Annotated in this window: 26 protein-coding genes; 6 read left to right on the top strand and 20 right to left on the bottom strand. The window is 48.3% G+C overall.

Translation table 11 applies throughout. The features are described 5' to 3' along the window. Window positions 1–45 precede the first annotated feature (45 nt). The 3 genes from AB4124_RS33070 to AB4124_RS33080 all read left to right on the top strand — a co-directional run bounded on the left by AB4124_RS33070 (window position 46) and on the right by AB4124_RS33080 (window position 1,327). Window positions 46–303 carry a GlsB/YeaQ/YmgE family stress response membrane protein gene (locus AB4124_RS33070; RefSeq protein WP_006212694.1) on the top strand — a complete coding sequence of 86 codons (258 nt, stop codon included), beginning with the start codon at window positions 46–48 and terminating at the stop codon, window positions 301–303. A 47-nt stretch (window positions 304–350) separates the two neighbouring features. Further along, the gene (locus AB4124_RS33075; RefSeq protein ID WP_076325431.1) at window positions 351–761 is read left to right on the top strand and encodes a YtxH domain-containing protein; all 411 of its coding nucleotides are present in this window, start codon (window positions 351–353) and stop codon (window positions 759–761) included. Window positions 762–895: 134 nt separating this feature from the next. Continuing rightward, window positions 896–1,327, top strand: coding sequence for a DUF5665 domain-containing protein (locus AB4124_RS33080; protein WP_076325430.1), 432 nt, complete (start codon window positions 896–898; stop codon window positions 1,325–1,327). Between the two features lie 87 nt (window positions 1,328–1,414). Here the strand turns inward: AB4124_RS33080 and AB4124_RS33085 are convergent, their stop codons facing one another. From AB4124_RS33085 to AB4124_RS33135, 11 genes are all read right to left on the bottom strand, one after another. Beyond that, window positions 1,415–2,392 carry a magnesium transporter CorA family protein gene (locus AB4124_RS33085; RefSeq protein ID WP_379406704.1) on the bottom strand — a complete coding sequence of 326 codons (978 nt, stop codon included), beginning with the start codon at window positions 2,390–2,392 and terminating at the stop codon, window positions 1,415–1,417. A gap of 120 nt (window positions 2,393–2,512) precedes the next feature. Continuing rightward, window positions 2,513–3,283 (bottom strand): sigma-70 family RNA polymerase sigma factor, encoded by a 771-nt coding sequence (locus AB4124_RS33090; protein WP_009594120.1) that lies wholly within the window; start codon window positions 3,281–3,283, stop codon window positions 2,513–2,515. Continuing rightward, window positions 3,280–3,729: an anti-sigma B factor RsbW gene (gene rsbW / locus AB4124_RS33095; protein WP_076325428.1), complete on the bottom strand. Its 450-nt coding sequence runs from the start codon at window positions 3,727–3,729 to the stop codon at window positions 3,280–3,282. The genes AB4124_RS33090 and rsbW overlap by 4 nt, the downstream gene beginning before the upstream one ends. A gap of 32 nt (window positions 3,730–3,761) precedes the next feature. Beyond that, window positions 3,762–4,085, bottom strand: coding sequence for an STAS domain-containing protein (locus tag AB4124_RS33100; RefSeq protein ID WP_009594079.1), 324 nt, complete (start codon window positions 4,083–4,085; stop codon window positions 3,762–3,764). A gap of 111 nt (window positions 4,086–4,196) precedes the next feature. Next, window positions 4,197–5,876 (bottom strand): response regulator, encoded by a 1,680-nt coding sequence (locus AB4124_RS33105; protein WP_441975358.1) that lies wholly within the window; start codon window positions 5,874–5,876, stop codon window positions 4,197–4,199. A 20-nt stretch (window positions 5,877–5,896) separates the two neighbouring features. Continuing rightward, window positions 5,897–6,769 (bottom strand): CheR family methyltransferase, encoded by an 873-nt coding sequence (locus AB4124_RS33110; protein WP_076325426.1) that lies wholly within the window; start codon window positions 6,767–6,769, stop codon window positions 5,897–5,899. Window positions 6,770–6,829: 60 nt separating this feature from the next. Continuing rightward, a complete protein-coding gene (locus tag AB4124_RS33115) occupies window positions 6,830–10,489 on the bottom strand; it encodes a response regulator (RefSeq protein WP_441975359.1) in 3,660 nt (1,219 codons plus the stop codon). Further along, window positions 10,486–11,661, bottom strand: a complete 1,176-nt coding sequence (locus AB4124_RS33120; protein ID WP_441975360.1) for a PP2C family protein-serine/threonine phosphatase — start codon at window positions 11,659–11,661, stop codon at window positions 10,486–10,488. Before AB4124_RS33120 ends, AB4124_RS33115 begins: the two co-directional genes overlap by 4 nt. A 231-nt stretch (window positions 11,662–11,892) precedes the next feature. Next, the gene (locus AB4124_RS33125; protein ID WP_076325423.1) at window positions 11,893–12,234 is read right to left on the bottom strand and encodes a general stress protein; all 342 of its coding nucleotides are present in this window, start codon (window positions 12,232–12,234) and stop codon (window positions 11,893–11,895) included. Between the two features lie 85 nt (window positions 12,235–12,319). Beyond that, a complete protein-coding gene (locus tag AB4124_RS33130; RefSeq protein WP_441975361.1) occupies window positions 12,320–12,853 on the bottom strand; it encodes a hypothetical protein in 534 nt (177 codons plus the stop codon). Between the two features lie 57 nt (window positions 12,854–12,910). Further along, a complete protein-coding gene (locus AB4124_RS33135; RefSeq protein WP_339268087.1) occupies window positions 12,911–13,432 on the bottom strand; it encodes a DUF948 domain-containing protein in 522 nt (173 codons plus the stop codon). 275 nt (window positions 13,433–13,707) lie between these two features. Here AB4124_RS33135 and AB4124_RS33140 point away from each other — a divergent pair, with 275 nt between their 5' ends. Then, entirely contained in the window at window positions 13,708–13,872 is a 165-nt protein-coding gene (locus AB4124_RS33140) for a DUF1328 domain-containing protein (RefSeq protein WP_006212708.1), read from the top strand. A gap of 128 nt (window positions 13,873–14,000) precedes the next feature. On the opposite strand, the gene AB4124_RS33145 is transcribed toward AB4124_RS33140, so the two are convergent. The 3 genes from AB4124_RS33145 to AB4124_RS33155 all read right to left on the bottom strand — a co-directional run bounded on the left by AB4124_RS33145 (window position 14,001) and on the right by AB4124_RS33155 (window position 16,839). Next, window positions 14,001–15,506 (bottom strand): DHA2 family efflux MFS transporter permease subunit, encoded by a 1,506-nt coding sequence (locus AB4124_RS33145; RefSeq protein WP_441975362.1) that lies wholly within the window; start codon window positions 15,504–15,506, stop codon window positions 14,001–14,003. A 52-nt stretch (window positions 15,507–15,558) separates the two neighbouring features. Continuing rightward, window positions 15,559–16,008 carry a MarR family transcriptional regulator gene (locus AB4124_RS33150; RefSeq protein WP_076325419.1) on the bottom strand — a complete coding sequence of 150 codons (450 nt, stop codon included), beginning with the start codon at window positions 16,006–16,008 and terminating at the stop codon, window positions 15,559–15,561. Between the two features lie 252 nt (window positions 16,009–16,260). Further along, a complete protein-coding gene (locus AB4124_RS33155; protein ID WP_430200610.1) occupies window positions 16,261–16,839 on the bottom strand; it encodes a hypothetical protein in 579 nt (192 codons plus the stop codon). A gap of 202 nt (window positions 16,840–17,041) precedes the next feature. On the opposite strand from AB4124_RS33155, the gene AB4124_RS33160 reads away from it, so the two are divergent. After that, complete coding sequence (locus tag AB4124_RS33160; RefSeq protein WP_076325417.1) at window positions 17,042–17,407, top strand: hypothetical protein; 366 nt, start codon at window positions 17,042–17,044, stop codon at window positions 17,405–17,407. 107 nt (window positions 17,408–17,514) lie between these two features. Here AB4124_RS33160 and AB4124_RS33165 read toward each other — a convergent pair whose 3' ends face one another. Beyond that, window positions 17,515–18,390 carry a cation diffusion facilitator family transporter gene (locus AB4124_RS33165; RefSeq protein ID WP_441975363.1) on the bottom strand — a complete coding sequence of 292 codons (876 nt, stop codon included), beginning with the start codon at window positions 18,388–18,390 and terminating at the stop codon, window positions 17,515–17,517. A gap of 226 nt (window positions 18,391–18,616) precedes the next feature. On the opposite strand from AB4124_RS33165, the gene AB4124_RS33170 reads away from it, so the two are divergent. Continuing rightward, window positions 18,617–18,808, top strand: coding sequence for a hypothetical protein (locus tag AB4124_RS33170; RefSeq protein ID WP_076325415.1), 192 nt, complete (start codon window positions 18,617–18,619; stop codon window positions 18,806–18,808). Between the two features lie 124 nt (window positions 18,809–18,932). Here the strand turns inward: AB4124_RS33170 and AB4124_RS33175 are convergent, their stop codons facing one another. The 5 genes from AB4124_RS33175 to AB4124_RS33195 form a co-directional block, all read right to left on the bottom strand. Further along, on the bottom strand, window positions 18,933–20,558 hold the full coding sequence (locus tag AB4124_RS33175) for an ABC-F family ATP-binding cassette domain-containing protein (protein ID WP_076325414.1): 1,626 nt from the start codon (window positions 20,556–20,558) through the stop codon (window positions 18,933–18,935). Window positions 20,559–20,868: 310 nt separating this feature from the next. After that, window positions 20,869–21,900: an MBL fold metallo-hydrolase gene (locus AB4124_RS33180; RefSeq protein ID WP_339268097.1), complete on the bottom strand. Its 1,032-nt coding sequence runs from the start codon at window positions 21,898–21,900 to the stop codon at window positions 20,869–20,871. Window positions 21,901–22,026: 126 nt separating this feature from the next. Then, on the bottom strand, window positions 22,027–22,128 hold the full coding sequence (cydS, locus tag AB4124_RS33185) for a cytochrome bd oxidase small subunit CydS (protein WP_015737491.1): 102 nt from the start codon (window positions 22,126–22,128) through the stop codon (window positions 22,027–22,029). A gap of 5 nt (window positions 22,129–22,133) precedes the next feature. Beyond that, window positions 22,134–23,165 (bottom strand): cytochrome d ubiquinol oxidase subunit II, encoded by a 1,032-nt coding sequence (locus AB4124_RS33190; protein ID WP_441975364.1) that lies wholly within the window; start codon window positions 23,163–23,165, stop codon window positions 22,134–22,136. After that, entirely contained in the window at window positions 23,162–24,514 is a 1,353-nt protein-coding gene (locus tag AB4124_RS33195) for a cytochrome ubiquinol oxidase subunit I (protein WP_379406695.1), read from the bottom strand. The genes AB4124_RS33190 and AB4124_RS33195 overlap by 4 nt, the downstream gene beginning before the upstream one ends. Window positions 24,515–24,963 lie beyond the last annotated feature (449 nt).

Here is a 24,963-nt window from a genome sequence, read left to right on the forward strand (position 1 = left end):
CAAGCCCACTCGAAAAACATTGCTCTTTAAAAAGGAGGCGATCGTATGTGGGGAATCATCATCAGCATCGTAATGGCAATCATCATCGGGATTATCGGGGATGCACTGGTTGGTCATGAAATGCCGGGCGGAATTATCGGATCCATGATCGCTGGTTTCGTGGGCGCATGGCTTGGACCATGGCTCTTCGGAGCATGGGGACCTGTCATTGGCGGATTTGCCATTGTGCCCGCTATCATCGGTACAGCTATCTTCGTATTCTTGCTCGGTCTTGTTGCCAAGCTATTTAGACGTACAGCCTGATTCTCGTGTCTATATTCTTTTTATATTAACTAAAAGGAGTGAAAGTTATGAATCACACAGAACAAGAACATCCAGTACAAAGCGGTTCCACATTCTTCAAAGGTGCTTTCATCGGTGCCTTGGTCGGAGCGGCAGCAGCTCTGTTGTTCGCTCCAAAGCCAGGCCGCGAACTGCGCGGGGATTTGTCCGAGAAACTGAGCATGGTAACGGATAAAACCAAGGAAGTTGCTTATACCGTAGGCGATAAAGCTTCTGAACTGGCCAAAACCGTGGGCACCAAAGCCTCCGATGTGATGGCCACCGTGAATGAAGGCCGCCAAAGCATTATGTCCAGCGTCAAGGAAGCATCGGCGGACGTGTCCAGCGAGGTTTCTAATGCTTCCAAAGACGTAAAGGATCAAGCGATGGACACTTCTTCCGATGTCAGCCGTGAAATAAAATCGACAACGAATGTTTAATTCGTGAGGTCACGAATAGCCAGCTGACACAGCTGGCTATTTTTGTGCCAGATCGTGACAGTCAGCTTATAAGCATCATATGGATTGATAATTGAAATGAAACGGCGCATTTGCCTAGAAAGCGGGGATAACTCATGAGTAAAGCGAACCCATATCATAGCGGCTCCAGCTTCTCGACCCGGAGCGGCAATCGTTCGACACGACGCGAGGAGCCACGAATGGAATCCGAAACAAGTAAAGAAAGGCGCTCGCGGGAGACGGATGATGTCCAGGAGCATCCCTTCGAACTGCGGCACGAGGTAAAGAAACTGAACACGCGTCTGGACAAAATTGCCACCACGCTGGAGAAATCCGAAATGAGGGACATGATCGATCATTACATGAATCCCAAGAAACGCATCATCGCCAACCTCACAGCCGGACTATCCCGGGGGCTAGGCTTAACGCTTGGCACGGCACTCGTGCTGGGTCTTCTGGGTTACATTCTCAGCTTCTTTGTCAACGTACCGATGATCGGGGATTTCATCTCGGATTTGCAAGGATATATTGATCAATCCAGATCCTAGTGTTAACGCATGAACACGCCCGGTGCCTTTAGGGGTCACCGGGCGTTGTGATCATTCTTGCTGCCATTCATGCATATCCTTCGTGTCTTAAAGGTTTTTGTTGCTGGACTTCACTTGAAGCAGGTCGCCCGTCCATCCCTTCGCACGCATCCAAAGATACATCCCCCCGGTCCACAGCAGGGTGAAGCCGCTGATTGCCGTAAATCCCCAGAACGTCTTAATGGCGGGCAAATTCTCAAAGTTCATACCCCATATGGCTCCGACCACGGTTGCCGGTGTGAGCACGACCGTAAAAATCGTCAGGGTCTTCATAATTTCATTCCCACGGAACGCAGAGATTGCATCGTCTATCGATACCAGCGTATCGATTTCGCGCTCATAATGATGAATCAGCTTTTCCATTCGTTCCACTCGATGAAGGAGCTGTTGAAACGAGCGGCTGCTATCCAGCTCGCCATGATACCCTTCCTTTGCTGCGGCGATCAGCTCCTGAAAAGGAATAAACAGATTACTCCACTCCAACAGCTCAAACCGGGACGACAGAATACTGTCCATTAAGGACCTTCGGTTGCGCGTACGCATATCGCTTTCAACAAGACGCAGGTTATGCTCGAATTGGTCCATTCCTGCATGGTAATAATGCAGAATGGCCCGAGCCAGCACAAACATGCCGTCGACAGGCTTTTGGCATTGATGAAGCATGGAAGCTCTATCGGACTTAGCCATCACGCTTCGGGTATGCTCATCCAAATTGATGGTGATCAGCACTTGGTGGTCTGTATAAAAATAGAACTGTTCCGACTTGTAATGATCGGCATCATCCGTAACCTTGTAAAGCATGGTTCCCATAATGACCGGCTCCACCCCATCCTTGAATCGGACGGATAAGTAGTTTCGTTCCTTTAACGTCGATGCCAGATCAAACCATTCGGCTGTATAAGGATAGCGCGTCCGAAGTTCACCGATCCAGGAGGATTGCCAGTCATCCGTTCGAACATCGTACCACTTCCATCCCCCTGCAATAGTATAAATATCCTGACCTTCCATCCTATCCGGCCCCAGCATGTTTCCCTGTCACTCCCTTCTATAAATACGAATCGTAGGTTCCAAAAAGGCACGCTTTCCTGTAATGGAGGAAGCGTGCCTTATGTTGCTATACGTCTGTTTCTACGAGGCTTGTCCATATCAGTAAGAAGAATTGGACATGATCTGCTTCAGTTTTTCCGTTGCCCGCTTCTGGATACGCGAGACACTCATTTGCGACACGCCTAACCTCTGAGCGATCGCTCTCTGGGACTGTCCCTCCTGAAATGCCAGCAATAGCACCTTCTGCTCTTGCTCCTTCAACTGGCTCATCGCCTGCTGAAGATCCATGCGCTTCTCAACGGAATCAAAATCATTTACATCCGAACTGATTAGCTCTCCAAGCGTCGCTCCGGTTTCTTCCTGAGATAAAGGGGAATCCAATGATACATAATGATAGCATTCACGTCCGGCTAGCACTTCAACCGTTTCCTCAACGGAAAGATCCAGGTAGGATGCGATCTCATTTACATCGGGAGATCTCTCCAGCTTCACCATCAATTCATCAATCGCTTGCTGAACCAAGGCACCCTTCTCCTTGATTCGTCTTGGTACTTGAATGTACCATGATTTATCGCGGAGGAAGTTTTTCATATGCCCGATCATGCTCTTCATGGCATAGGGCTCAAACGGAATCCCCAGGCTGATGTCATATTGCTGCAGAAGGCGAATTAATGCCATTTGGCCAACCTGATACAAATCCTCATACAGGTCGGGCCGATTTCGGGCAATCTTGCCTGCCGCCATTTTAACCATCGGTTCATATTTCTTAATCAGCACCGTCGCGATATCGTTATCCTTCGTTTGCTGATACTGTTCAATTAAATGAACGGCTTCATCTCTGGACTCTTGGGGAGTCGCCTTATCACTCATACCGGCTCCTCGCTTCTTGCGAGCCGCTTTGTCAGCGTAACCTCGGTTCCCTTTCCAGCCTGGTTTGTCACGCTTACCTCATCCATAAGCGCCTCCATCAGGTAGAAGCCTAGTCCTCCGATTTGGACCTCGCTGAGATCTTTATCATGAAGTGTACGGTTGCCAACCGCTCCCACACTGTCGAAACTCTCCCCTTCGTCTCTGACCGTAATGGATAGCGAATCGCTGGTCACTTGAAATAAAACCTCTACCATTCCGCCTTCCTGACTATAAGCATACAAGACCGAGTTATTACAGGCCTCGGACACCGCGACCTTCATATCTTCGATCTCTTCATAGGAAAAGCCCATCTTGGAAGCTATCCCGTACAGATTCAGTCTTACAATATCCACATATTCAGCACTGGCAGGCAAATTAAGCGTTACTCTTTGTACATCTGAATTCATTCTTTTCGATCCTTTCCTATTGGGAATTCTTCTTACGACTGAAAGAACTTCGCAATACCCGTCATATCGAACAGCTTTTGAATTTGCGGCGGAACTTCCTCGACTGCAAAGCGTGCTTCCATACCATGTCTTGCTTTCAGTATCGACAGAAGAATACCAATACCCGTGCTATCAATATATGTCATGTCCTTCATGTTGACGATCAAGTCTACTTCGGAATTGCCGACAAGAGGCTCCATGACTAACCGAAAATCCGGAGCGACGGACAGATCAAGTTCACCGCTCAAAAATACCGTGCATACGCCCTCGTTCATTTGGGTCTTAGCATTGAACTTATCATTCGTTTTTGTATTCATAGACACTCTCTCCCAATCATTTGTTTTCCCTTTACATAACCCGTTATCTCGCTTGTTGAAACAGGTTAGGTGGGTTGTAGACACGCTAATATATGGAAACCGATTGCTGTGCTAACCGTTGATGATGCGAACAGGGCTTGGTCTGATATCCCATCCTTCCGGTCCTACCGGTACATACCGGGATATCAGATGCTTCACACAGCTGATTTTGACCGGCTTGCTGATATATTCATTCATGCCCGCGTCAAAGCAGCGCTTCTGAATCCCGTCCATCACATTAGCCGTCATCGCAACCAGAACGGGAGGCTCAGCCTCCGGTTTCATCTGGCGGATCAGGCGCGCTGCTTCCAGACCATCCATAACCGGCATCTGCAAATCCATGAAGATCATGTCGTAGACTTTAGGACCGGCAACCATATCAACCGCCTGCCTGCCGTCCTCCGCCATATCCGCTTTCATCCCCATCTTTCCCAGCATGCTTTCCATCAGTTTTCGATTAATTGGATGATCGTCCACAATCAGGATGTTTGGCTGCCTCTCCCCATGCACACGATATCTTGCCGAACGCTCCTCTTCCCGGAGTCGATGATACTCTTCCTCATGCGTATGAACGCAGATCGTAAATACGAAGGTGGCTCCCTTGCCTTCTATGGACTCAACCGCGATCTCTCCGCCCATCATCTGTACGAGCGATTTACAGATCGCAAGCCCAAGTCCTGTTCCACCATAGCGCCTTGTCATCGAGGAATCCAATTGAGAGAACGGCTTGAATAACCGATCAAGTTTCTTGGATGAGATTCCGATCCCCGTATCCTTCACTGTGAATTCAAGGGTTAACCGGTTCTCTTCAGCTTGGGCAAGCGAAACAACCAAATACACGCCGCCCTCATTCGTAAACTTCACGGCATTGGATACCAGATTCACCAACACTTGACGAAGGCGTCCCATATCACCGAATATGATCGCAGGAATTTGATCCTCGATGTAATACGTAAGCTCCAGATTCTTCTTGGAGGCTTCTCCAGAGAACAAACCAAACACTTCCTGAACGCAGGACTTGAGATCGAACGGATATTCCTCGAGCTCCATTTTGCCTGATTCCATCTTGGAAAAATCCAGAATGTCATTAATGATGTTAACCAAGGCATCCGCGCTGTTGCGGATAATCGTTGCGTATTCCCGCTGTTCATCCTGGAGGTCGCTATCCATCAGCAAATCAATCATCCCGATGACGCCATTCATCGGCGTGCGGATCTCGTGACTCATCATCGCCAGAAATTCCGTTTTTGCTTTGGCGGCAATCTCCGCTTCTTCCTTGGCCAGCACAAGTTCCTGATTAATCTTTTCAAGCTCCTGGGTCTTCTGGTGCAACTGCATGGACTGAATTTTCAGCCTGTTATTGGTCCGGTACATATCGACAAAACCCTCGATCTTGGACTTTAAGATTTGAGGGATAAAGGGTTTAACCATATAGTCGATCGCCCCAGCGGAGTATCCTGCAAAAAGATGCTCCGCATCCTTGCTGTTCGCGGAAATGAATATAATCGGAATATCTTTTGTCTTGTCTCTCGCCTTGATCAGCCTTGCTGTTTCGATACCGTCCATGCCGGGCATTTGTACATCAAGAACAATCACGGCAAAATCATACTTCAAGAGATATCGCAAAGCCTCTTCCCCTGAAGTAGCTTTGATGAGCGTGTATTGTTCGCTGTCCAGAACAGCTTCGAGTGCAAGTAAGTTTTCAGGGCGGTCATCTACCAACAGAATATGAATCGGTTCGTGAAACCCCATGAGATCCTCCTACAAAACTTCTATTTAATCTTCCGGTATATTTTCTCCACCCGGTCCAGCGTCTCATAAGCTTCACTATAATTCGTAAAGTGAATGGACTCTTTAGAACCCAGTACGAGAATACCAAAATGGCTTAGACTCTCGTGAAATAATCCATGTACGTGATCCCGCAGCTGATCATTAAAATAAATCATGACATTCCGGCAAAAGATCACATTAAACTCGTTAAAGGAACGGTCTGTTGCCAGATTATGCTCGGCAAATATCATGTTTTTCTTCAAAAACGGTTGGAAAATAACCGAATTGTACTTCGCTGTATAGTATTCGGAGAACGAGCGGGTACCGCCCGCCTCCATATAATTCTTGGTGTATTGCTTCATGCGTTTGATGTCGAATACGCCTTCCTTGGCCTGCTGGAGAGAACGTGAATTCATGTCTGTCGCATAAATCCGGGATTTCTCATACAGTCCCTCTTCATGAAGCAAAATAGCCATGGAATACACTTCTTCTCCAGTCGAACAGCCAGCATGCCAAATCCGTATATAAGGATACGTACGAAGCAATGGAACTACCGACTGCCTGAATGTCAGGAATAGTTTCGGATCCCTGAACATTTCCGTAACCGGAATTGATAGATTATATATGAGCCGTTCAAAACAAGAACGGTCGTGAAGTACTTTATCCTGAAGGGCTGAGATTGTGGATACGCCCTCGGCATGAACATGATGCCAGATTCTCCGCCTCAATGAGGGAATAGCGTAATTGCGAAAGTCGTAACCATAGAATCGATGAATTCCTTCCAAAAGAAGCTCAATCTCGATCTGTTCCAGCTCACGTTCGCTTTCCTCTGTTAACAACAGTTGTTCTGATTCCATATGGTCACTAGATGACATTACGCTTGCACCGCTTTCCCCGTGTTTATTTGCTACTTGTACTTTACCCACAAAAGCAGCTTACGAATACAACCAAACCCTCATAAGCGAAAGAAGTTGCTCCGTTTGTATCGGCTTCTTCATATAATCGGAAGCTCCCGCTTCAATACATTTCGCGCGATCCTCTTTCATGGCTTTGGCTGTCAGGGCAATAATCGGCAGTTTCTCGAATTCCGGCATTTCGCGTAAACGTCGCATCGCTTCATAACCGTCCATCTCCGGCATCATCATATCCATTAACACCAGATCAAAATCCGGATGTTCCTGAAGCAGCTCGATTGCTTCCCGACCGTTCTCAGCGAAGGTAACTTCCATATGGTATCCCTCCAGCACGCTGGAGAGAGCAAACACGTTGCGGATATCATCGTCCACCAGCAGAATCTTCTTACCTTCAAACAGCTCTTCCTTGTTGTGCAGTTTCTGCAGGATTTTACGCTTATCTTCCGGCAAATCAGCCTCGACCCGATGGAGGAACAGTGTTGTTTCATCCAAAAGCCGCTCTGGCGATTTTACGTCTTTAATGATGATCGACTCCGCATATTTGCGTAGCTGCATCTCTTCCTTCGAATCAAGGTCCTTGCCTGTATAAATAATAATCGGCAGATCCACCAGGTTCTCATCGTCGCGGATCTGATCTAGCAGCTCAAAACCTGTCATGTCCGTCAGCATCAGATCAAGCACCATACAATCATAGTGCTGTTTGTGCAGCTCAGTGAGCGCTTCGGCGCCTGTGGATGCCGCCGTAATCGATACATCGTCATGACCAATCAATTCAATAATGGAATTCCGCTGAATGTCATCATCCTCGACAATCAGCAGATGCTTCATCGATTTTTCCGTATAGGATTCGATATGCGTAAACGCGCCCTCCAGCGCTTCTCTGGATGACGGCTTCTTCAAGTAAGCGATCGCTCCCATCATTAATCCTTGCTTCACTTCATCCACGACCGAAATGACATGCACTGGAATGTGGCGCGTAACCGCAGAGCTCTTCAGCTCGCCCATGACAGACCAGCCATCAATAACCGGAAGCTGGATATCCAGGATGATGGCATCCGGTTTGTACGACTTGGCCATCTCCAGACCGATATCCCCCTGCAATGCAACCAACGCCTTGAAGCCGCGTCCTCTGGCCATATCCATAAGAATTCTGGCAAACTTCACGTCATCCTCAATGATAAGCAGCACTTTATCTGTCGGTCCGAGCTGGTTGCGATCGTCATCCACCTGTACGGATGGCTGAGCCTCTTTCGTAATCATCTTTGCCTTCGGCACGATCATTTTACGCTCCGGTGGTGCCTCAATTGCTGCGGCTGCTTGCTGTGAACCTTCTACCAAATCCGGAGGACTAGCTGGCAGGAAGAGTGTGAAGCAGCTTCCCTTGCCTTCTTCCGATTCAACCAGAATGCCTCCGCCCAGCAGACGGGAAAGCTCGCGGCTGATGGATAAACCAAGCCCGGTTCCCCCGTATTTACGGCTGGTTGTGCCGTCTACCTGCTGGAAGGCTTCAAAGATTAGGTCCGTTTTATCAGCCGGGATACCGATACCGGTATCTCTGACAGCAAAAGCCACATAATCCGCTTCGGCATTCAAGTAAATCGGAAGTTTCTCCTTGTCGGCCTTCTCCACATGCAGCTCGACAGAGCCGCTATTGGTAAATTTAAAGGCGTTCGACAACAGATTACGAAGAATTTGCTTCACACGATGGCTGTCCGTGACAATGCTCTGCGGAATATCTGCACCAATGTGCACACCCAGGTCAATATGCTTGCGGGATGCAACGGCGGCAAAATTCTGCTCCACGAAGGCTTCAATATCCGGAAGCTGAACATCCTCATAATTGATCTCCATTTTCCCTGCATCCACTTTGGACAAATCGAGAATCTCATCAATCATTTTCAGCAGATCAGAGCCCGACATATAAATAGTCTGTGCATATTCAATCTGCTTATTGCTCAGATTTCCATCCTTATTCTCCGACAACAGCTGTGATAATATCAGCAGGCTGTTAAGCGGGGTCCGTAGTTCGTGGGACATATTGGCCATGAACTCCGACTTATATTTGGTTGTAATCGAAAGCTGCTTCGCTTGCTGCTCAAGCTGCATTCTCGCCTTCTCGATTTCATCGTTCTTCTCTTCCACTTCCTGCACCTGTTCCTCAAGCGCACGCGTCTTGGCAACAAGCTCGGTATTGTAATGCTCCAACTCTTCCTGCTGACGCTGCAGCAAGTCCTCGGAACGCTTGAGAGCATTGGTTTGCTCCTCCAGATTTTCGTTCGTACGGCGAAGCTCTTCTTGCTGGGTCTGCAGCTCTTCCGATTGAACCTGAAGTTCCTCGGTCATGGCTTGCGATTCGCGCAGCAGCTGCTCGACCCGCAGACGGCCTGTAATATTGTTCAGAATAATGCCAAGAGATTGACTCAGCTGAGATATTAGCTGCTGCTGTAATGAGGTTGTTTCCTCAAAGGCTGCCAACTCCATAACACCCATCACTTCATTTTCAAACAGAATCGGATAGATCATGACGGATACCGGCTTCGATGATCCCCATGCGGATTCCACCTTCATGTAATCCTCCGGTGCGCTTCTCAGTACGATCGGTTTCTTGTCGAATGCAACTTGACCAACAAGCCCTTCCCCGATCATGAAAGAAATCTTCGGTTCTTCGCCGCCTTCATGGGCGTAAGAGCCCTTCATCTCCAACTTATTCGGATGTTTGTCTTCTTGACGGATATAGATAGCTCCATAATGCGCACCCAAAATTGGCGTGAACTCGCTGATGAACCGCTGACCGACTTCCTCTAGGGAATTGATCCCCTCCAGCAGCTCCGTGACTCTGGCCATATTCGAGTTCAGCCAAGACTGATCACGCTGCGCCTGGAGATAGGTTTCCTCGATACGCTGCTTCTCAATAATGTCTTCCGACAGGTCTTTAAATACCCGAGCCACATCGCCAAACTCATCCTTGGACGTAACTTTAATACGACGGATCGCCTTCAATCTGCCTTCGCCAAAGCTCTTCAGCATCATGGAGACCACGTTGATGCCCCGGGTAATGCTTGGGAGAATCCATAGAATGACCAGCATTCCGATTAACAACCCGCCAGCCATAATATAGATGAACATTTGGACAGAGCGGTCATATGCCGCTTTTGCTGCTGTTATTTCATCATTGATCTTCTGGTTCTCATAACTGCTAAGCTCGTTCAAACTCGTCAGCATCTCTTCCTGGACAGCTTGTCCAGTCGAGCTGCGTAGCAGATTGGCCTCTGTTGCATTGCTCTTTGCCAATAGTTCCAATGTCTTGTTTTGATAAACGATATATTGATTCACCGCACGATCAATCCGGACTAACAATTGCTGCTCTTCGGCGGTATTTGCGCTTTCCTTGATCGCTTTAAAATACGCCTGAGTTTGTGTTGTCATCGTTTCCAGTTCCTGTTCGGACACAGCGTACGTGGACTGGTCATTACTCAGTATCATATTCGTAAGCTCACGCGCCATATCGTTGACCTCTCCGCGCATTGCGCTGGAGTTTCGTACCTTTTGATAGCGCTCCTGATAGACCTGATCCATCTGGTCTTTCATATAAGTGATTCGGTCATAACCAATCAAGGTCAGAACCAGCATGAGCGCCAGCAAAGTCGTAAAACCAATGACTAACTTGCTCCTAAGCTTCATTGATTGGTTTCCTCTCCTTTTTTAAGAGATATCCAAACCAGGCATTTATCGTCCTCTCGCTCCTGCGATGGATCATCCACAAAATATTGCTCCTTCATTTCATCTTCTCGCCAATGATGAGGGCCGCCCAAATGTTCCTTCAAATAATCCAGCTTCTCGTCATGACCACCCTCTACCAGCTCAAGCAGGCCATCCGTATACATAACCAAGTGTCCTTCGCCTTCATACTGAAAGCTTCTAGGCTCCATGTCTTCGATCCGGTCGAATAACCCCACTGGGCAGCAGCCTTGATCCAAGGTCATCACACCCCCGCTTTCCTGAAAGAAAAGAGCCGGCGGATGGCCTGCGTTGACATAGTCCACCCGCTTCAAACGGGTGTCTACAACAAGATAGATCGCTGTAAAATAGTACTGTATCAGCTGTTCGCCGAGGTTTAACTGATTGAACCTGCGGTTCAATTCCTGAACCACCTTCTCCGGTTCGACATAAGTTGTCACCGTGTCCTTCAAAACCGAAGCGATGAACATGCAAAATAGGGACGAAGTAATCCCGTGTCCCATCATATCCAGCAGAATCACGCCATAACGGCCTTCGCCAAGCGGGTACCATGCATACAAATCCCCCGCCAGCTCCGCTGAGGGCTGGTATAACGCATGAATCTCAAGCTGATCATCTTCAATTGGTGAGCTCAAAACGGCATTCTGAACCATGGCCGCAAGCTTCAATTCAGCTTGGACCCGCTGTTCCCTCTCAATATGCCAGTCTTTCTCATGTTTCAACCGGAGCGCCAGACGAATCCGTGCCATAAGCTCCACCTTGTTGATCGGCTTCGTCACATAATCGACGGCTCCGGCATCCAGCGCTTCCGCCAGCTTCTTGGAATCCCCGACGGCAGTGACCATAATGATCGGTATATCTTTCAAATGCTCATATTGCTGTACAATACGGCAAGCTTCAATTCCATCCATCTCGGGCATCATCATATCGAGCAGAATCAAATCGATATCCGCTCTCCGGGGATGCAGCTCACGGCTGCGATCGCCAATCCCCAGATGTTCCAGCATTTCCAGGGCTGAAGATGCAGATAAAGTATTCTGATAATTTTCCTTTTTTAAGATTTCTCGAATAATAATGACGTTAGTCGGATTGTCATCTACGATTAATATTCTCATTGCCCTCTCCCTTAACGTTACGGATTATACGATAGAAATCCTTTTCCCACTATTATACTATAATAACCTTCTGATCAATTGCCATAGAAAAAGGCTCTGTATCTTGAATCTTCCACCTTTATAAGGTTTATGGAACATTCTTTTAAAACATAGATAAGGAATGAGACGTCCAAGGTCTCATTCCTTATCTATGTTTTAAGTCCTATAACGCATACCGTCGATGTTATGTCATTAATCTTTTTTAGCGATGACGAGTACTTTGCCTAGATCCAGCTGTTTCTCATAGAATCCAGCCTCGGCCTCCGTGAAGCCAAGCGATACGATTTTGGCGCGGAGTTCATCGCCGCGGGATCGGAATAAATTCGCAAAGGCATCAAAAATGCCTTCTTCCTTGATGCCTACGTTGTTGGCATCGGATGCATCCACGATCCGGCTTGTCTTGTCCGAATCATGAGCCAATACATAAATCCGATCCTGATCGTAACCGGACTGGCGCAGGTTCTGAACCTCCTGAACCGCTTGCGTACCGTTCTCAACGACTTTGGCATATGACTTCGTATTGGTAAATTCCATTGTGAAAACCTCCCCTAATAGTGTAAAACCTCAGTAGGTTGTAGTCCATTTGTTATTAACCTGATTTCTTAAGGTTGAAACAAATTTACTGGCTATAATCGAAAAACAAATCAATTCCTGTAATTTCACCGGAGTTCCGGTCAATAAACACCTTAAGCGCATGATGGTCCTCAAGGTACACATCCCCGTCCTCCGCTTTAAAATACGGTTTCCCCAGAGATGCCCGAATTTGATTGGTAGTCATACCTATACGCTGGTCTTCAACCTGAAAGGATGCGGCAGAGGGCTTCACATGAACATATTCCGTGTAGCCGTTACGGACCCCAACCTCCAAATCTTTGTAATCCAGCTTGGTCATTCCGGTCAGCTCCTCATGCTCAATTCGAGATGGCGCTCCCAGCTTGCGAATGACATCGCGCTTGTTATCCGTTAACGAAATCCCGTTTAAAGTTCGATAGCTCTCCGTAGAGTTGTCGCTGGTCTGTGCTTGTCCAACATCCGATGCGGCATGAATAAAAGGCGGTGGCGACATCCCGGCAGAAGGCTGCGGCTCTGCCACAGCACCTCCACTTCCGGAGTAAATCAAGAGCCCTACCATCAACAGTGCGACATTCCACATGCGACCTCCTCCTTTCTTCAGCTTGCAGAGCTATACCCGGGCTTGGATTTTTTACATTTATCTGGCTTTTTGACGACGAAAGCTGTTCCACAGACCAACCGCTGTATCCACGTAGGCTAACCAATTCCGGCCGCGTGACTTTTCTTCTTCTTCCGTATGCTGGTATACCGCATCATAGGACTGGAATGTACGATCCTGAGCCGTCAAAGGCACTTCCGTACGGGCAGGCTGCTCTTTCTTCTGTTCCATCCGGGATTGCTTAAAGCGGCTAACCATGCCGGAGGATACCTGCTTCACCGCATAGGTGACTTCGCTTAAAGCTTCTCCCAGATTCTTGACGGTATCCAGTACAGGATCAATCTGTCTCATCTTATGCTGAACATCCACCGTAATATCATTCGTATTTCGAATGGTCTGCTTCACTTCATAAGTCAATTCGTCCACCGTCTTTTGGACATCCTGGAGTGTTTCTGTTACCTTTTCGAGCGATTGTGTCGCAGCCTTTAATGTCTTGATTAAAAAGAAAACCAGAACCGCAAATGCCACGGCAATAATGGCAACACTGATTTGGGTTAGCATACGTTGTCCCTCACTTTCAAGTATGTTGGTTTCGGATACGCAATAGTTACCCTATCCCCCAACTCACGAAACAAAGGGACGATTGCCATTCCTGCCATTGTTCTGCAGCTTGTTTCATCCTCTGCCGCCCCGGTTAAAGAACACTACGAAGGGCGCTGTGGCAACAGCCGATAGCTCCCTACCGAGCTTCAAATTGGGTATATGCCGCATCTTGAAGCCTCATGAGACTGCTTGCTATATCCAATAAAATCGATAAAGAAAGCAGGGTGAATAGGATGTTAAAATGGTCCGTAATTTTTCTAGTTGTTGCACTGATTGCAGGGATCTTTGGCTTCTTCGGCATCGTTGAGGCTGCAGCCAGTATCGCGAAGGTGCTGTTCTTCATCTTCGTTGTCCTGTTTGTGATCTCTCTCTTCACCGGACGCAGACGAAGTATGTGACGCTGTCGCATACTAAAGCCCATGCATTGAATATACACATTTGGAAATGAAAAAAAGGGTGTCCTCCGTTTGATAAACGGATTGGACACCCTTTTTATGCGTTATGCGCTGAGCAAAATCGGATCGGGTTACACGTTCGTTCCTGCAACCTCCTGATTTCCTGAAGTCTTCGGCTCTTCCGCCGGTCTCGTCTTCTTAATAAAGAAAGCCAAGATCAAGGAAGCGACGCTGATCCATGTGGCAATAACAAAGGCATAATTAATGCCGTAAATGGTTGCTTCGTTACCCAGCTTGAGCAGGTCTGCCTGATTCTTCGGATCAAATAGTCCCGATTTCATCAGGGCTTCCCCTTTGCTCTCGGCCTGGGTGGACATTACGGTAACAAGAATCGCTGTTCCGATCGAGCCAGAAACCATGCGGAGTGTATTCGACATGGCCGTACCGTGGGCGTTCAAGCTCCGCGGCAGTTGATTTAGTCCGGCCGTCTGGATCGGCATCATAAGCATCGACATCCCGAACATGCGGGCCGTATAGATGATCATGATGTGGTTGTAAGACATTGTTTCGGTCAAATTACTAAACTCCCACGTCGTAATGACCGTAATCGCTAGACCGATAACAGCCAGCCATCTTGCGCCAACCTTATCGAAGATCGCGCCCGTAATCGGTGACATGATCCCCATCAGAATAGCGCCGGGAAGCATGAGAAGTCCTGATTCCACCGGCGTGAATCCACGGATCTGCTGCAGATAAATGGGCAGCAGGATCATGCCGGCATACATTGCCATCGTGACAATGACATTGATTAGGGTCGTCAACGTAAACATGTTGTATTTGAATATCCGGAATTCCAGCATCGGATTGTCGGTCTTCATCTCCCGCCATACAAACAGGATGAGGGCGATCGCCCCGACCGCTAGGGTCGTAACAACCGGCGTGCTGGACCAACCGTCATTCCCGGCATCACTGAAGCCGTACAGCAAACCGCCAAAGCCCAAGGTGGACAAAATGATCGCGATCATATCCAGCTTCGGCCGGCTGACCTCGGTAACGTTTTTCAGGAAGAAAACTCCGATTAATGTAGCAATGATCGAGAAAGGCAGAATCATGTAGAACAGCACACGCCAATCATAGTGCTCCACAATATATCCGGAAAGCGTAGGTCCGATAGCAGGAGCAAATATCATGGCGATCCCCATCATCCCCATCGCCTTGCCGCGATTCTCAACAGGGAAAATATTCAGAAATACAACGGTCATAAGCGGCATCAAAATACCTGCACCCGCAGCCTGAACGAGGCGTCCGGTAAGCAGGAACGCAAAATTGGGGCTGATGGCACACAGCAAGGTGCCAATCGTAAACAGCGTCATCGCACTGATGAATAACTGCCTTGTCGAGAAACGCGCGATCAGATAAGCGGTAACGGGGATCAAGACCCCGTTCACCAGCATAAAGCCTGTGGTTAGCCACTGGGCTACTGTCGGTTTGATGCTCAAATTTTCCATGATGCTCGGCAGAGCAACATTCATCAATGTCTGGTTAAGAATGGCGACGAAAGCGCCAATCATAAGTGCAGCAATGATAGGGCCTTTCTTAACAGGCTCGCCGGGGCGAACAACGGTATGGGTACTCATGTGCAGCCTTCACTCTCTTTCTAAGTAAAATCATACATATAGCTTGTTTGTTCTATGTGGACATCTGACCTTGGATGTGCTCAACATTCGTCAAAATTTTGCGATACAGGACACTCAACTGCTTAACCTCTTCGTCCGTTAGAAAACCGTATAACAAATCGCTCAACTCGGCACGTTTATTGGCCAGCTGTTCGATCAGTTCCCGCCCAAGCGGCGTGATCTCCAGATGGATAACTCTTCGGTCGGCTGTATCCCTTATTCGGCGTGCGAACCCACCTTCGATTAATTTATCGGATATGCCTGTAACCGCTCCGCATGTCACATGAATGGAATCGGCCAAATCCGACAATCTCAAAGCTCCCTGTTCATGAAGCATCTCCAAAGCGGTATACTGGGTTCTGCCTAGTTTAGGAAATCCCTCCTTCTGCCATTCATGATGCACAGTCCGAACCATCTTCTTAAATAGCATCTCCAACTCCAGAATTTCATTCCGCATGGACATGTATTTTTACACTCCCTTAAAAGGTCCAGCACTCCTTCAATAGAGACAGCCATCTTCGCCTCTATATACTTTAGTACTAAAACATTTATTTCTAAACATTTATTGATTATAGTAGCGGATGATTATAGTGTCAATGTTTACATATGTATTTTCTTCATAGTTTTTTTCTGAAAATAATGACATCTCTTGAAAACACAAAAAAAAGACCCAGACATGGTTTCCTTGTCTGAGTCTTTAGCCGATTCGCTTGCTTTACTTAAATAGTGACGGAATGGACATCCAATCCATCGTGAAGTTTAATTCCAGGCCGTCGGACAGAAACTTCACATTTTTCACAGTTACCAGATCCGGTAAATAGTCCTTGAGCGAAATTTGTATCGGCTCCAGTCGGAACATATTCAATGGGATCTCAAGCCCCCGGATCGTTGTCGATTCATGCGTCAGGTGAAGATGGCTTCCCTCGGCAGACATTTGAAAGCGCAGCACTGCACCAAAGGGAAGAATCCCCCATTGCCCGTTCATATGGGCTGTCATCGTTGTGCCATTCATTATGAAATCGGCGCCTGTGATATCTACGCCCAGGTCATGGGTGCTCATATATTTTACCATGTTCTTCTTGCTGAGTTCCCCGACTTCTTCTGTGCTCAGCAGCATGCGGGTATCCCGGTTTGACACCATGGTCATCAACTTGTCCTTGAAATCAACGGATCGGTAGCGCATATCGAGAGATTGCGTAGGAGAAACAAACCAGACCAACGCACCGATAATCACAAGCAGAAGGACAAGTATACCCAGCAGGAAACGTCCGGCTCTTTTTTTTCGACGTACCATTCAAAGTCCCCCCTCCTATAGGATATCCTTGCAGCAACAAGGCTTTTCCCATCTCCAAAGTATATAGGAATCCTTGAAGCTTGTCACGATTTGAGAAATGTACCCAACTTTCTTGGTTCAAAACATCCAAATCGTGGTTATTACGATAATGTGTTAAAATAATGTGTCAAATCATACTTCGGTCCCAAGGAGGAATTATTCCATGAAAAAAACACTAAGCATTACTGCAGCCCTAGCACTCACCCTGTCCCTGACCGCCGTAGCAAGCGCAGACCCGATTAACGGGACGGTATCCGAAACTTCGGGGACGGTAACTGAAACTTCAGGTCCGGCTCCCATCTCGACGACAGAGCCTATTATAAAACCGGAAGAAGTCGTGTTGGTGCCTACACCTATGATCGAGATTGCGGAAAGAACCTACTTCTATAACGCTCCAAACGGCGAAAAGCTTGGTGCCTTGGCTTCGCAAAAAATCGACACAACCGGTAATCGAACGGGTGTCGTGCTTGGCGGGGAATGGGTTGAAGTTTATACATGGCTCGGTAAAGCTTGGATTTATGTAGCGTAATCGTGTATGACTGCCGGACTTCATGATCCTTCATGTATCCTAGCAGGTTAAATGGCAGGTCAAGACAATCTTGGCCTGCCATTTGTATACGTACCTCTTCGGTGCCCCTAGGACGATCCCTTAGGCTCCACATGAATGTGGACACTCATAATATTGTGAATCTTCTCCATCTGATCTTCGATCCGGTCACTGATCTGATGACCCTCCAGAACACTGATATCCGGGTCGACCTCGATGACAACATCCACCAGCACATGATTGCCGTGAATTCGGGCCTTCATGTCCTTAATCCCCTCGACACCGGGCGTACGGGCAATCGTACTGCGCAAGTCCGACAAACGGTTTTCATCAAAACCGTCCGTTAGACTATAGGTGCAATCTCTGAATATTTCCCAAGCCGTTTTGCAAATAATGACACCAACCGCTACCGCCGCTGCGGTATCCAGCCAGGGCAGGCCGAATTGAGCGCCGATAATACCAACAGCTGCTCCCACACTGACAAGTGCATCCGATAAATTATCCTTGGCCGCTGCCATGAGTGCCTGGTTATCGATGCGCCGTGCGAGGTTCCGATTGTACCGGTATACGCCAAGCATGGCAACGGCACAGATGCCGGCCACGCCGGCAGACCATAAATTTGGTATTTCCTTAGAGCCTTCAAAAAATGAACGAACGGCTTCAACCAGCACTTGGATACCCACGACCGCCATGATAAATGAAGCAACCAGAGCCGCAATCGTCTCCGCCCTTAAATGCCCATACGCATGATCGGAATCCGGCGGTTTCTGGGAAATTCGCAGTCCGATCAATACGGCGAGTGATGCCACAATATCCGTCAGGTTGTTGAAACCGTCAGCAAGCAAAGCACTGGATGCAAATAAGTATCCACAGAATATTTTAAATGATGACAACACGAGGTAGGCGGCAATACTGATCCAAGCCCCGCGTTCCCCTTGTTTGATGTTTTCATAGGCGTTATTCACTTTATACGTCTCTCCTTTGCTTGCCCTTTTGCAGGCCTCAAGCGATATCCATCATTATCCATATTTAATCCTAGCAAAGGTCATTCGTGTGGGTCTAGAGAAACATAATTGCTTTCGGTCAAAGAACCATGGGCGTAGAAAATGGTATTAATCATTGTTACCCTTGCCGGGCGATTTAAAAACGAATAAAATGAGGACAGGCGAACACAAAGAGGAGGGTGATACTATGCCCGAGAATAATAATGAGTCACGTAAAGTGAATTTGGCTGATGCAATCCGGCAAAAGCTGGAACAAAAGAAACAGCAAAACTCATCCGCGAACAAGCCCGGACAATTCCAGGCCGGTTCAGCGCAAAAAATGAAAAGCCAAAACAATAAAAAACCAAACAACCAGCGTCGTCGTACCGGCGGTTCGTAGAAGAGCCCATCCGTGCATAACGCAAAAAATGCTGCACCTCCCATACTTGGAAGGTGCAGCATTTTTTAATGGATCGTGCGAGATGAAAGCTCGCGCCATCATCTTCGCCGTCGTATCTTATTTCTTAAACTTCAACCGGGTACATGCTTTCGCGAAGTCCCTTGATCTCTTCACTCTCAAGATACTCATCATAACTCATGCTGCGGTCGATAATGCCATTTGGCGTAATCTCGATAATTCGGTTGGCAATCGTCTGAATGAACTGATGGTCATGCGAGGTGAACAGAATCGTTCCGTCGAAATCGATCAGACCATTGTTGAGTGCCGTGATGGATTCAAGATCCAAGTGGTTCGTCGGCTCATCGAAGATGAGCACATTCGCGCCGTTCAGCATCATTTTGGCCAGCATACAGCGAACCTTCTCGCCCCCGGACAATACGCTTGCTTTCTTCAACGCTTCCTCACCTGAGAACAGCATGCGGCCAAGGAATCCGCGCAAGAATGTCTCATCTTGATCCTTGGAATATTGGCGCAGCCATTCCACAAGGTTGATATCAACACCGTCAAAATAAGCAGAGTTGTCTTTCGGGAAATATGCCTGGGTGGTTGTTACACCCCAGCTGTATTCACCGGCATCCGCTTCGGTTTCTCCTGTAATGACCTGGAACAGCGTCGTTTTCGGCATACCGTTCGGTCCAACAAATGCGATTTTGTCGCCTTTGTTTACAACAAAGCTGACATTATCCAGAACCTTTTCCCCATCCATCGATTTGGTGATGCCATCAACCGTAAGCAACTGCTTGCCCGCCTCGCGTTCAGGCTTGAAATGAAGAAACGGATATTTACGGTTCGAAGGACGAAGATCCTCCAGCGTAATTTTATCGAGCTGTTTCTTACGGGAAGTCGCCTGCTTCGATTTGGAAGCATTCGCCGAGAAGCGTTGAATAAATGCCTGCAATTCCTTGATCTTCTCTTCCTTCTTCTTGTTGGCATCCCGTTGAAGTTCAAGCGCCAGCTTACTGGATTCATACCAGAAATCATAGTTGCCGACATACAGCTGGATTTTACCGAAGTCGATATCCGCAATATGCGTACACACCTTGTTCAGGAAGTGACGGTCATGGGATACCACGATAACGGTACCTTCATAATCCATAAGGAAGTTCTCGAGCCACTGAATCGATTCCAGGTCCAAGTGGTTGGTAGGCTCATCCAGCAGCAGGTTATGCGGACGGCCAAACAATGCTTGCGCCAAGAGAACGCGTACCTTCTCATTACCGCTCAGCTCCGACATTTTCTTATCGTGCAGCTCACGTGGAATGCCGAGACCGATCAGGAGCGCTGCCGCATCCGGCTCTGCATCCCATCCGTTCAGCTCTGCGAATTCGCCTTCCAGCTCACCCGCACGCATTCCGTCTGCTTCAGAGAAATCGGCTTTCGCATACAGCGCATCTTTCTCTTTCATGATGTTATACAGCCGGGCATGACCCATAATAACCGTCTCCAGGACTGGATACTGGTCGTATTCATAGTGGTTCTGCTTCAGAACCGCCATCCGTTCATTCGGTGTCATATGAACCTCGCCTTGGTTCGGTTCAATCTCACCGGAGAGGATTTTCAGAAATGTAGACTTACCCGCCCCGTTGGCGCCGATGAGGCCGTAGCAGTTGCCCGGGGTGAATTTTATATTGACATCTTCAAATAGTGCTCGTTTGCCATAGCGGAGCGTTACGCCGCTTGTACTGATCATTAAGCATTACCATCCTTTATCACTATTGGTTTCAGCACATTATAGCATAAGTACGACGGTTATCGAAGCTTCTGGACGATATAAAACGGTTTTAAACAAATATAACCTCCTGCTTGCACCCTTTTCTCAAGCGCACAGGACAGGACGCCGTCGATCAAAAACTACTTTTTCTAGTTTAATAGAAAAAGTCCAACTGAAAATGGGCCCGAGAGGTTATAAAAAACCTTCCGGGCCTTCTTTTGCTAGTCTATGGTGTATGAATCTTTCCGTCTTATGCATTTGCTTGATCAGAATCGTTTGTACGTTTCAGTTACGATGTCACGCTTCTCCGCTCAGGCTGAACCTTGAAGGTTTCTCCGTACTTTAATACGCAAATACGCTCCTTGGCGATCCCCAGCCGCTCGCGTTCCGCTTCCATCCTATCCAGCGCTTCTCTGGCCGTATCGTCTGCCAGCTTGAAAGTGCCATAATGCATCGGAATCATCGTCTCGGCCTTCACGTCCTGGAACGCCTGCAGCGCCTCTTCCGGATTAACGTGCTGTGACGTCATGAACCATTCCGGCTCATATGCCCCGATCGGCATCAGAGCAAGGTGAATGTTAAAGCGTTCTCCGATCAGCTTAAAGCCCTCGAAATAACCGCTGTCTCCGGCAAAATACAAATTCGGCGGAAGCAGGCGGGTGCCATCCTCCGCGACAGGTTCGTTATAGCATAGCGATTCATCGGAAGAACCCGAATCCCTCTTCGCATCCTGCAGCACGGGCTCCATCACGAATCCTCCCCAATGGGATGTATTCGTATCAAACGGCGTACGCCGAGTCCAATGCTGTGTCGGCACGAAGGAGAATTTAACGCCCTTAATGGTTGCAGATTCCCACCACTGCAGTTCGATCACGCGCCGAAAGCCTTTGTTGATCATTTTGCGACGCAGACCAACGGGTACGATGATCGTGGTGTCCGCACGATACAGCTTGCGGATCGAGGCAACATGCATATGGTCATAATGGGAATGCGAGATCAAAATGACATCAATCGGGGGGATCTCATGAATGGGAAGTCCAGGTTCTCCAAGGCGCTTATTAAACCCCATTCTCCGCGCCCATACGGGATCAGTCACGATATTCAAGCCTTCATATTGGATGAAGAACGTAGCGTGCCCGATCCAGGTAACGGAGGTTTCGTGCCGGTTGCTATGCAAATACTGAAGATCCGGCGTCAGGTTCGGAATACAGTAGGAATAATCCTTCTTCTTCTGACGACGTTCGTCGCGCCACTGCTTGAATTGTTTAAGTGTTTTATCCGTGCTGACGTTATCGATATTGTTATAGCGAATTTTTGGCATGCAGCCTCCTCCTTCCATTACCCTGTATTTTACCCCGTATTGACCTCTCCGCTCAACTTTGCGTATGTTGTTCTTTTTACACCGAATGATTCGTGGCGAAACAACCCGTCTTTGCCTTTGTCAGAATCAATCCGATGGATCTTTATACTTGACGACATAGATCGCCATAAAGGCTACAGCAGCCAGTACGGTGAGCAGCGGTGCTATGAAAATGCCGAAGTCCTCCACTTGCCTCACCCCTTCTTCGCGGATTTTCCACGAATGTAGTTCGCATCGAACAGAAACAATCGCATCAGCAGGATCAGGGAAGGAACCAATACGCAGAAACCCAGGATAAATGCGGTAATCAAAGCGATCGCCATCGTATCGTTGGTAATACTCTCATGAATATGGATGTAATCATAGAGAACATACGGCAGATGCGAGCGTCCATACCCATACCAGGCAAAGGCAAATTGGAGCATAACCATGATAAAAGCGATGCCGAGCCGGATTCGTTTCCATACAAGATACACCGCAATGACAAAGCAGATGAACGAGGCGATAAACATCCATGCGATATCCAGCATCTGCCCAAAATGCACCGGGTTCTGATGGTTGATCTGGAAAAACGCGAAAACCGAAGCCAGGATCGTCGGTCCGCTCCACCCCAGTGCATAGCCCCGGACCACGCCGAACGCTACCTCATCCCCCGTACGCTGCGCGTAATAAGACAGGAACATCGCCGAGATGTACAGAACGCTCACAAGTGCAAGCAGGATGACCGACCACGTGTACGGGTTCGTGAAAAACGTATACCAATGAAGCTCCACCTTCCCGTTGTCCATATAGATAATGCCACCTTCCGAGATGGCCAATATCGTTGACAATGCGGCCGGGATGAGAAGCCCCGTTGCCCCGTAGAGCCCCATATACACGATATTGTTCCCAGTCTGGCTGCCATACGTGTGATAGGCGTAGTAAGCGCCGCGGATCGCCAGCAGCACAAGGGCCAAGCTGCCCGGCACAAGCAGAGCGGTGCCATAATAATACGCAGCATCCGGAAAGAATCCGACAAGCCCGACCACAAAAAAGATCAGGAATACGTTGGTCACTTCCCAGACGGGAGATAAATACCGCTGGATGATGTTATGAATCTTGTTCTCGTGTCCAGTGAGCACGCTGTAATAGCTGAAAAATCCGGCACCGAAATCAATCGAGGCCACCAGCAAATAGCCAAACAGAAATGTCCACAGCACGGTTATTGCTACCATTGCATAGCTCATTTGCGGTCTCCCCCTTCGATTTCGAGTCCCAGCAGCCGGATTTCCTCTTCGGCGCTTTTATTCCGGAACAATTGGCTCAGCACGCGGATCGCGGATACGGATAGCACCAGATACAGGATAATAAACAGCACCAGCATCCAGCCGACACTTGATGAAGTGGTTGCCGCATCCGATACCTTCATGTATCCCCGCACAATCCACGGCTGCCTTCCGATCTCGGCAAGGAACCAGCCCAGCCATATGGCTGACATCGAAAGAGGCCCCAAAGCCAATATACTGAGCAGCAGCCATTTTGGATAAGGCCTTTTGCCAGGAAGTTTCTTGCGGAACATATACAGGAGCGGAATCAGAACGATCACGGCGCCGCTGGTCACCTTCAAATCGAAAAAATAATGCACTGACATCGGCGGTCTCTCATTCTCCGGAAATTCATTCAGGCCAACGACTTCCGTGCTGGGGCTGTTTCCCGCTAATATGCTTAGCGCATAGGGAATCTTCAATGCATACTTAATCTCATTATTCTGATCCAGAAAGCCGCCGTAAATGAGCGGGGCTTGTGTCATCGTCTCAAAATGCCACTCGGCCGCCGCCAGCTTCTCGGGCTGGTATTTAGCCAGAAATTTGCCAGAGAAATCTCCGATCATCACGGTAGCCACTGCAAAAACAAAGGTGGACACGACAGTAAGCTTCAGCGCTTTCTTAAAGTAGATGTGCCTGCTTCCCCGCAATAAACTGAAAGCGGCTATGCTGGCCAGCGCAGCCGCACTGGTCGTATACGCTGACGCCAGCACATGGCTCACCTTGGTCGGCGTTGCCGGATTGAACATAGCGACAAACGGATTCACATTCGTAAATACCCCATCTACCAGTTCGAAGCCCTGGGGCTGATTCATAAAAGCATTCATGCTCGTGATAAAGAATGCTGACGCGGAGGAGCCGATCGCCACGGGAATAAGCAGCAGCAAATGGGTCCATTTATTTTTGAATCGATCCCATGTATAGAGATAAATGCCAAGAAAAATCGCCTCCACAAAAAAAGCAAAGGTTTCCATAAACAGTGGCAGCGCAATGGCTTTACCGGCTACACGCATAAAGGTGGGCCATAACAAGCTAAGCTGCAAGCCGATGGCAGTACCTGTCACAACGCCGACGGCCACCGTAATCACGAATCCCCGCGCCCAGCGCCTGGCGAGCAACGTATAATGGTTGTCCCCTGTCCGAATCCCCCTCCATTCCGCCAGGGCCAGCATAATCGGAATCCCAACGCCGATGGTTGCCAGAACAATATGTACAAACAGGGTCAAACCGGTCAGGATCCGGCTCATCAGTACGGGGTCCAGTGAAGACATCAGGTTCACTCCTCGGTTTCTTTATCCAAAATATTTCATATAGCGCAGATACCCTTTCACGGCGCCGTATAGCATTATGGCCGCAACAATAAAGCATAGAATCGCAAGCTTTCGCTCCTGCTTCCTGTGCATCCGTCAGCCTAGCCTCCTTTAGAGGTTGTTCAAAAAGTCCGCTTTTGATAAGAAAACCTAATCGATGCCACTTCAAGGATGCGCGACCGCGATGATAGGTAGGTTTTCTTGCGATATAGAATTTCATCAGCCTCCGCTGATAACTAACAAATTCTATATCTAACACGAAGCGAATCAGGAAGCAGCTCGGCATCGAATCTTGAATTCAGCCGGGCCTTCCGGTGCTCACGTACCCAAAACGTACGCTCCGCTCCTGACGTCCCTAGCTTCATCCAACCTTCTCGGTGCTGAAAATCGACCTTTTTGAACACGCACTT

This window comes from Paenibacillus sp. 2KB_20, assembly GCF_052115765.1.
Taxonomy (GTDB): Bacteria; Bacillota; Bacilli; order Paenibacillales; family Paenibacillaceae; genus Paenibacillus_AQ.

Excerpts from the sequence above, each read along its gene's own strand:
- AB4124_RS33070 (WP_006212694.1), top strand. The coding sequence starts at position 46 with ATGTGGGGAATCATCATCAGCATCGTAATGGCAATCATCATCGGGATT.
- AB4124_RS33075 (WP_076325431.1), top strand. The coding sequence starts at position 351 with ATGAATCACACAGAACAAGAACATCCAGTACAAAGCGGTTCCACATTC.
- AB4124_RS33080 (WP_076325430.1), top strand. The coding sequence starts at position 896 with ATGAGTAAAGCGAACCCATATCATAGCGGCTCCAGCTTCTCGACCCGG.
- AB4124_RS33085 (WP_379406704.1), bottom strand. The coding sequence starts at position 2,392 with ATGCTGGGGCCGGATAGGATGGAAGGTCAGGATATTTATACTATTGCA.
- AB4124_RS33090 (WP_009594120.1), bottom strand. The coding sequence starts at position 3,283 with ATGAGTGATAAGGCGACTCCCCAAGAGTCCAGAGATGAAGCCGTTCAT.
- rsbW (WP_076325428.1), bottom strand. The coding sequence starts at position 3,729 with ATGAATTCAGATGTACAAAGAGTAACGCTTAATTTGCCTGCCAGTGCT.
- AB4124_RS33100 (WP_009594079.1), bottom strand. The coding sequence starts at position 4,085 with ATGAATACAAAAACGAATGATAAGTTCAATGCTAAGACCCAAATGAAC.
- AB4124_RS33105 (WP_441975358.1), bottom strand. The coding sequence starts at position 5,876 with ATGGGGTTTCACGAACCGATTCATATTCTGTTGGTAGATGACCGCCCT.
- AB4124_RS33110 (WP_076325426.1), bottom strand. The coding sequence starts at position 6,769 with ATGTCATCTAGTGACCATATGGAATCAGAACAACTGTTGTTAACAGAG.
- AB4124_RS33115 (WP_441975359.1), bottom strand. The coding sequence starts at position 10,489 with ATGAAGCTTAGGAGCAAGTTAGTCATTGGTTTTACGACTTTGCTGGCG.
- AB4124_RS33120 (WP_441975360.1), bottom strand. The coding sequence starts at position 11,661 with ATGAGAATATTAATCGTAGATGACAATCCGACTAACGTCATTATTATT.
- AB4124_RS33125 (WP_076325423.1), bottom strand. The coding sequence starts at position 12,234 with ATGGAATTTACCAATACGAAGTCATATGCCAAAGTCGTTGAGAACGGT.
- AB4124_RS33130 (WP_441975361.1), bottom strand. The coding sequence starts at position 12,853 with ATGTGGAATGTCGCACTGTTGATGGTAGGGCTCTTGATTTACTCCGGA.
- AB4124_RS33135 (WP_339268087.1), bottom strand. The coding sequence starts at position 13,432 with ATGCTAACCCAAATCAGTGTTGCCATTATTGCCGTGGCATTTGCGGTT.
- AB4124_RS33140 (WP_006212708.1), top strand. The coding sequence starts at position 13,708 with ATGTTAAAATGGTCCGTAATTTTTCTAGTTGTTGCACTGATTGCAGGG.
- AB4124_RS33145 (WP_441975362.1), bottom strand. The coding sequence starts at position 15,506 with ATGAGTACCCATACCGTTGTTCGCCCCGGCGAGCCTGTTAAGAAAGGC.
- AB4124_RS33150 (WP_076325419.1), bottom strand. The coding sequence starts at position 16,008 with ATGTCCATGCGGAATGAAATTCTGGAGTTGGAGATGCTATTTAAGAAG.
- AB4124_RS33155 (WP_430200610.1), bottom strand. The coding sequence starts at position 16,839 with ATGGTACGTCGAAAAAAAAGAGCCGGACGTTTCCTGCTGGGTATACTT.
- AB4124_RS33160 (WP_076325417.1), top strand. The coding sequence starts at position 17,042 with ATGAAAAAAACACTAAGCATTACTGCAGCCCTAGCACTCACCCTGTCC.
- AB4124_RS33170 (WP_076325415.1), top strand. The coding sequence starts at position 18,617 with ATGCCCGAGAATAATAATGAGTCACGTAAAGTGAATTTGGCTGATGCA.
- AB4124_RS33175 (WP_076325414.1), bottom strand. The coding sequence starts at position 20,558 with ATGATCAGTACAAGCGGCGTAACGCTCCGCTATGGCAAACGAGCACTA.
- AB4124_RS33180 (WP_339268097.1), bottom strand. The coding sequence starts at position 21,900 with ATGCCAAAAATTCGCTATAACAATATCGATAACGTCAGCACGGATAAA.
- AB4124_RS33190 (WP_441975364.1), bottom strand. The coding sequence starts at position 23,165 with ATGAGCTATGCAATGGTAGCAATAACCGTGCTGTGGACATTTCTGTTT.
- AB4124_RS33195 (WP_379406695.1), bottom strand. The coding sequence starts at position 24,514 with ATGTCTTCACTGGACCCCGTACTGATGAGCCGGATCCTGACCGGTTTG.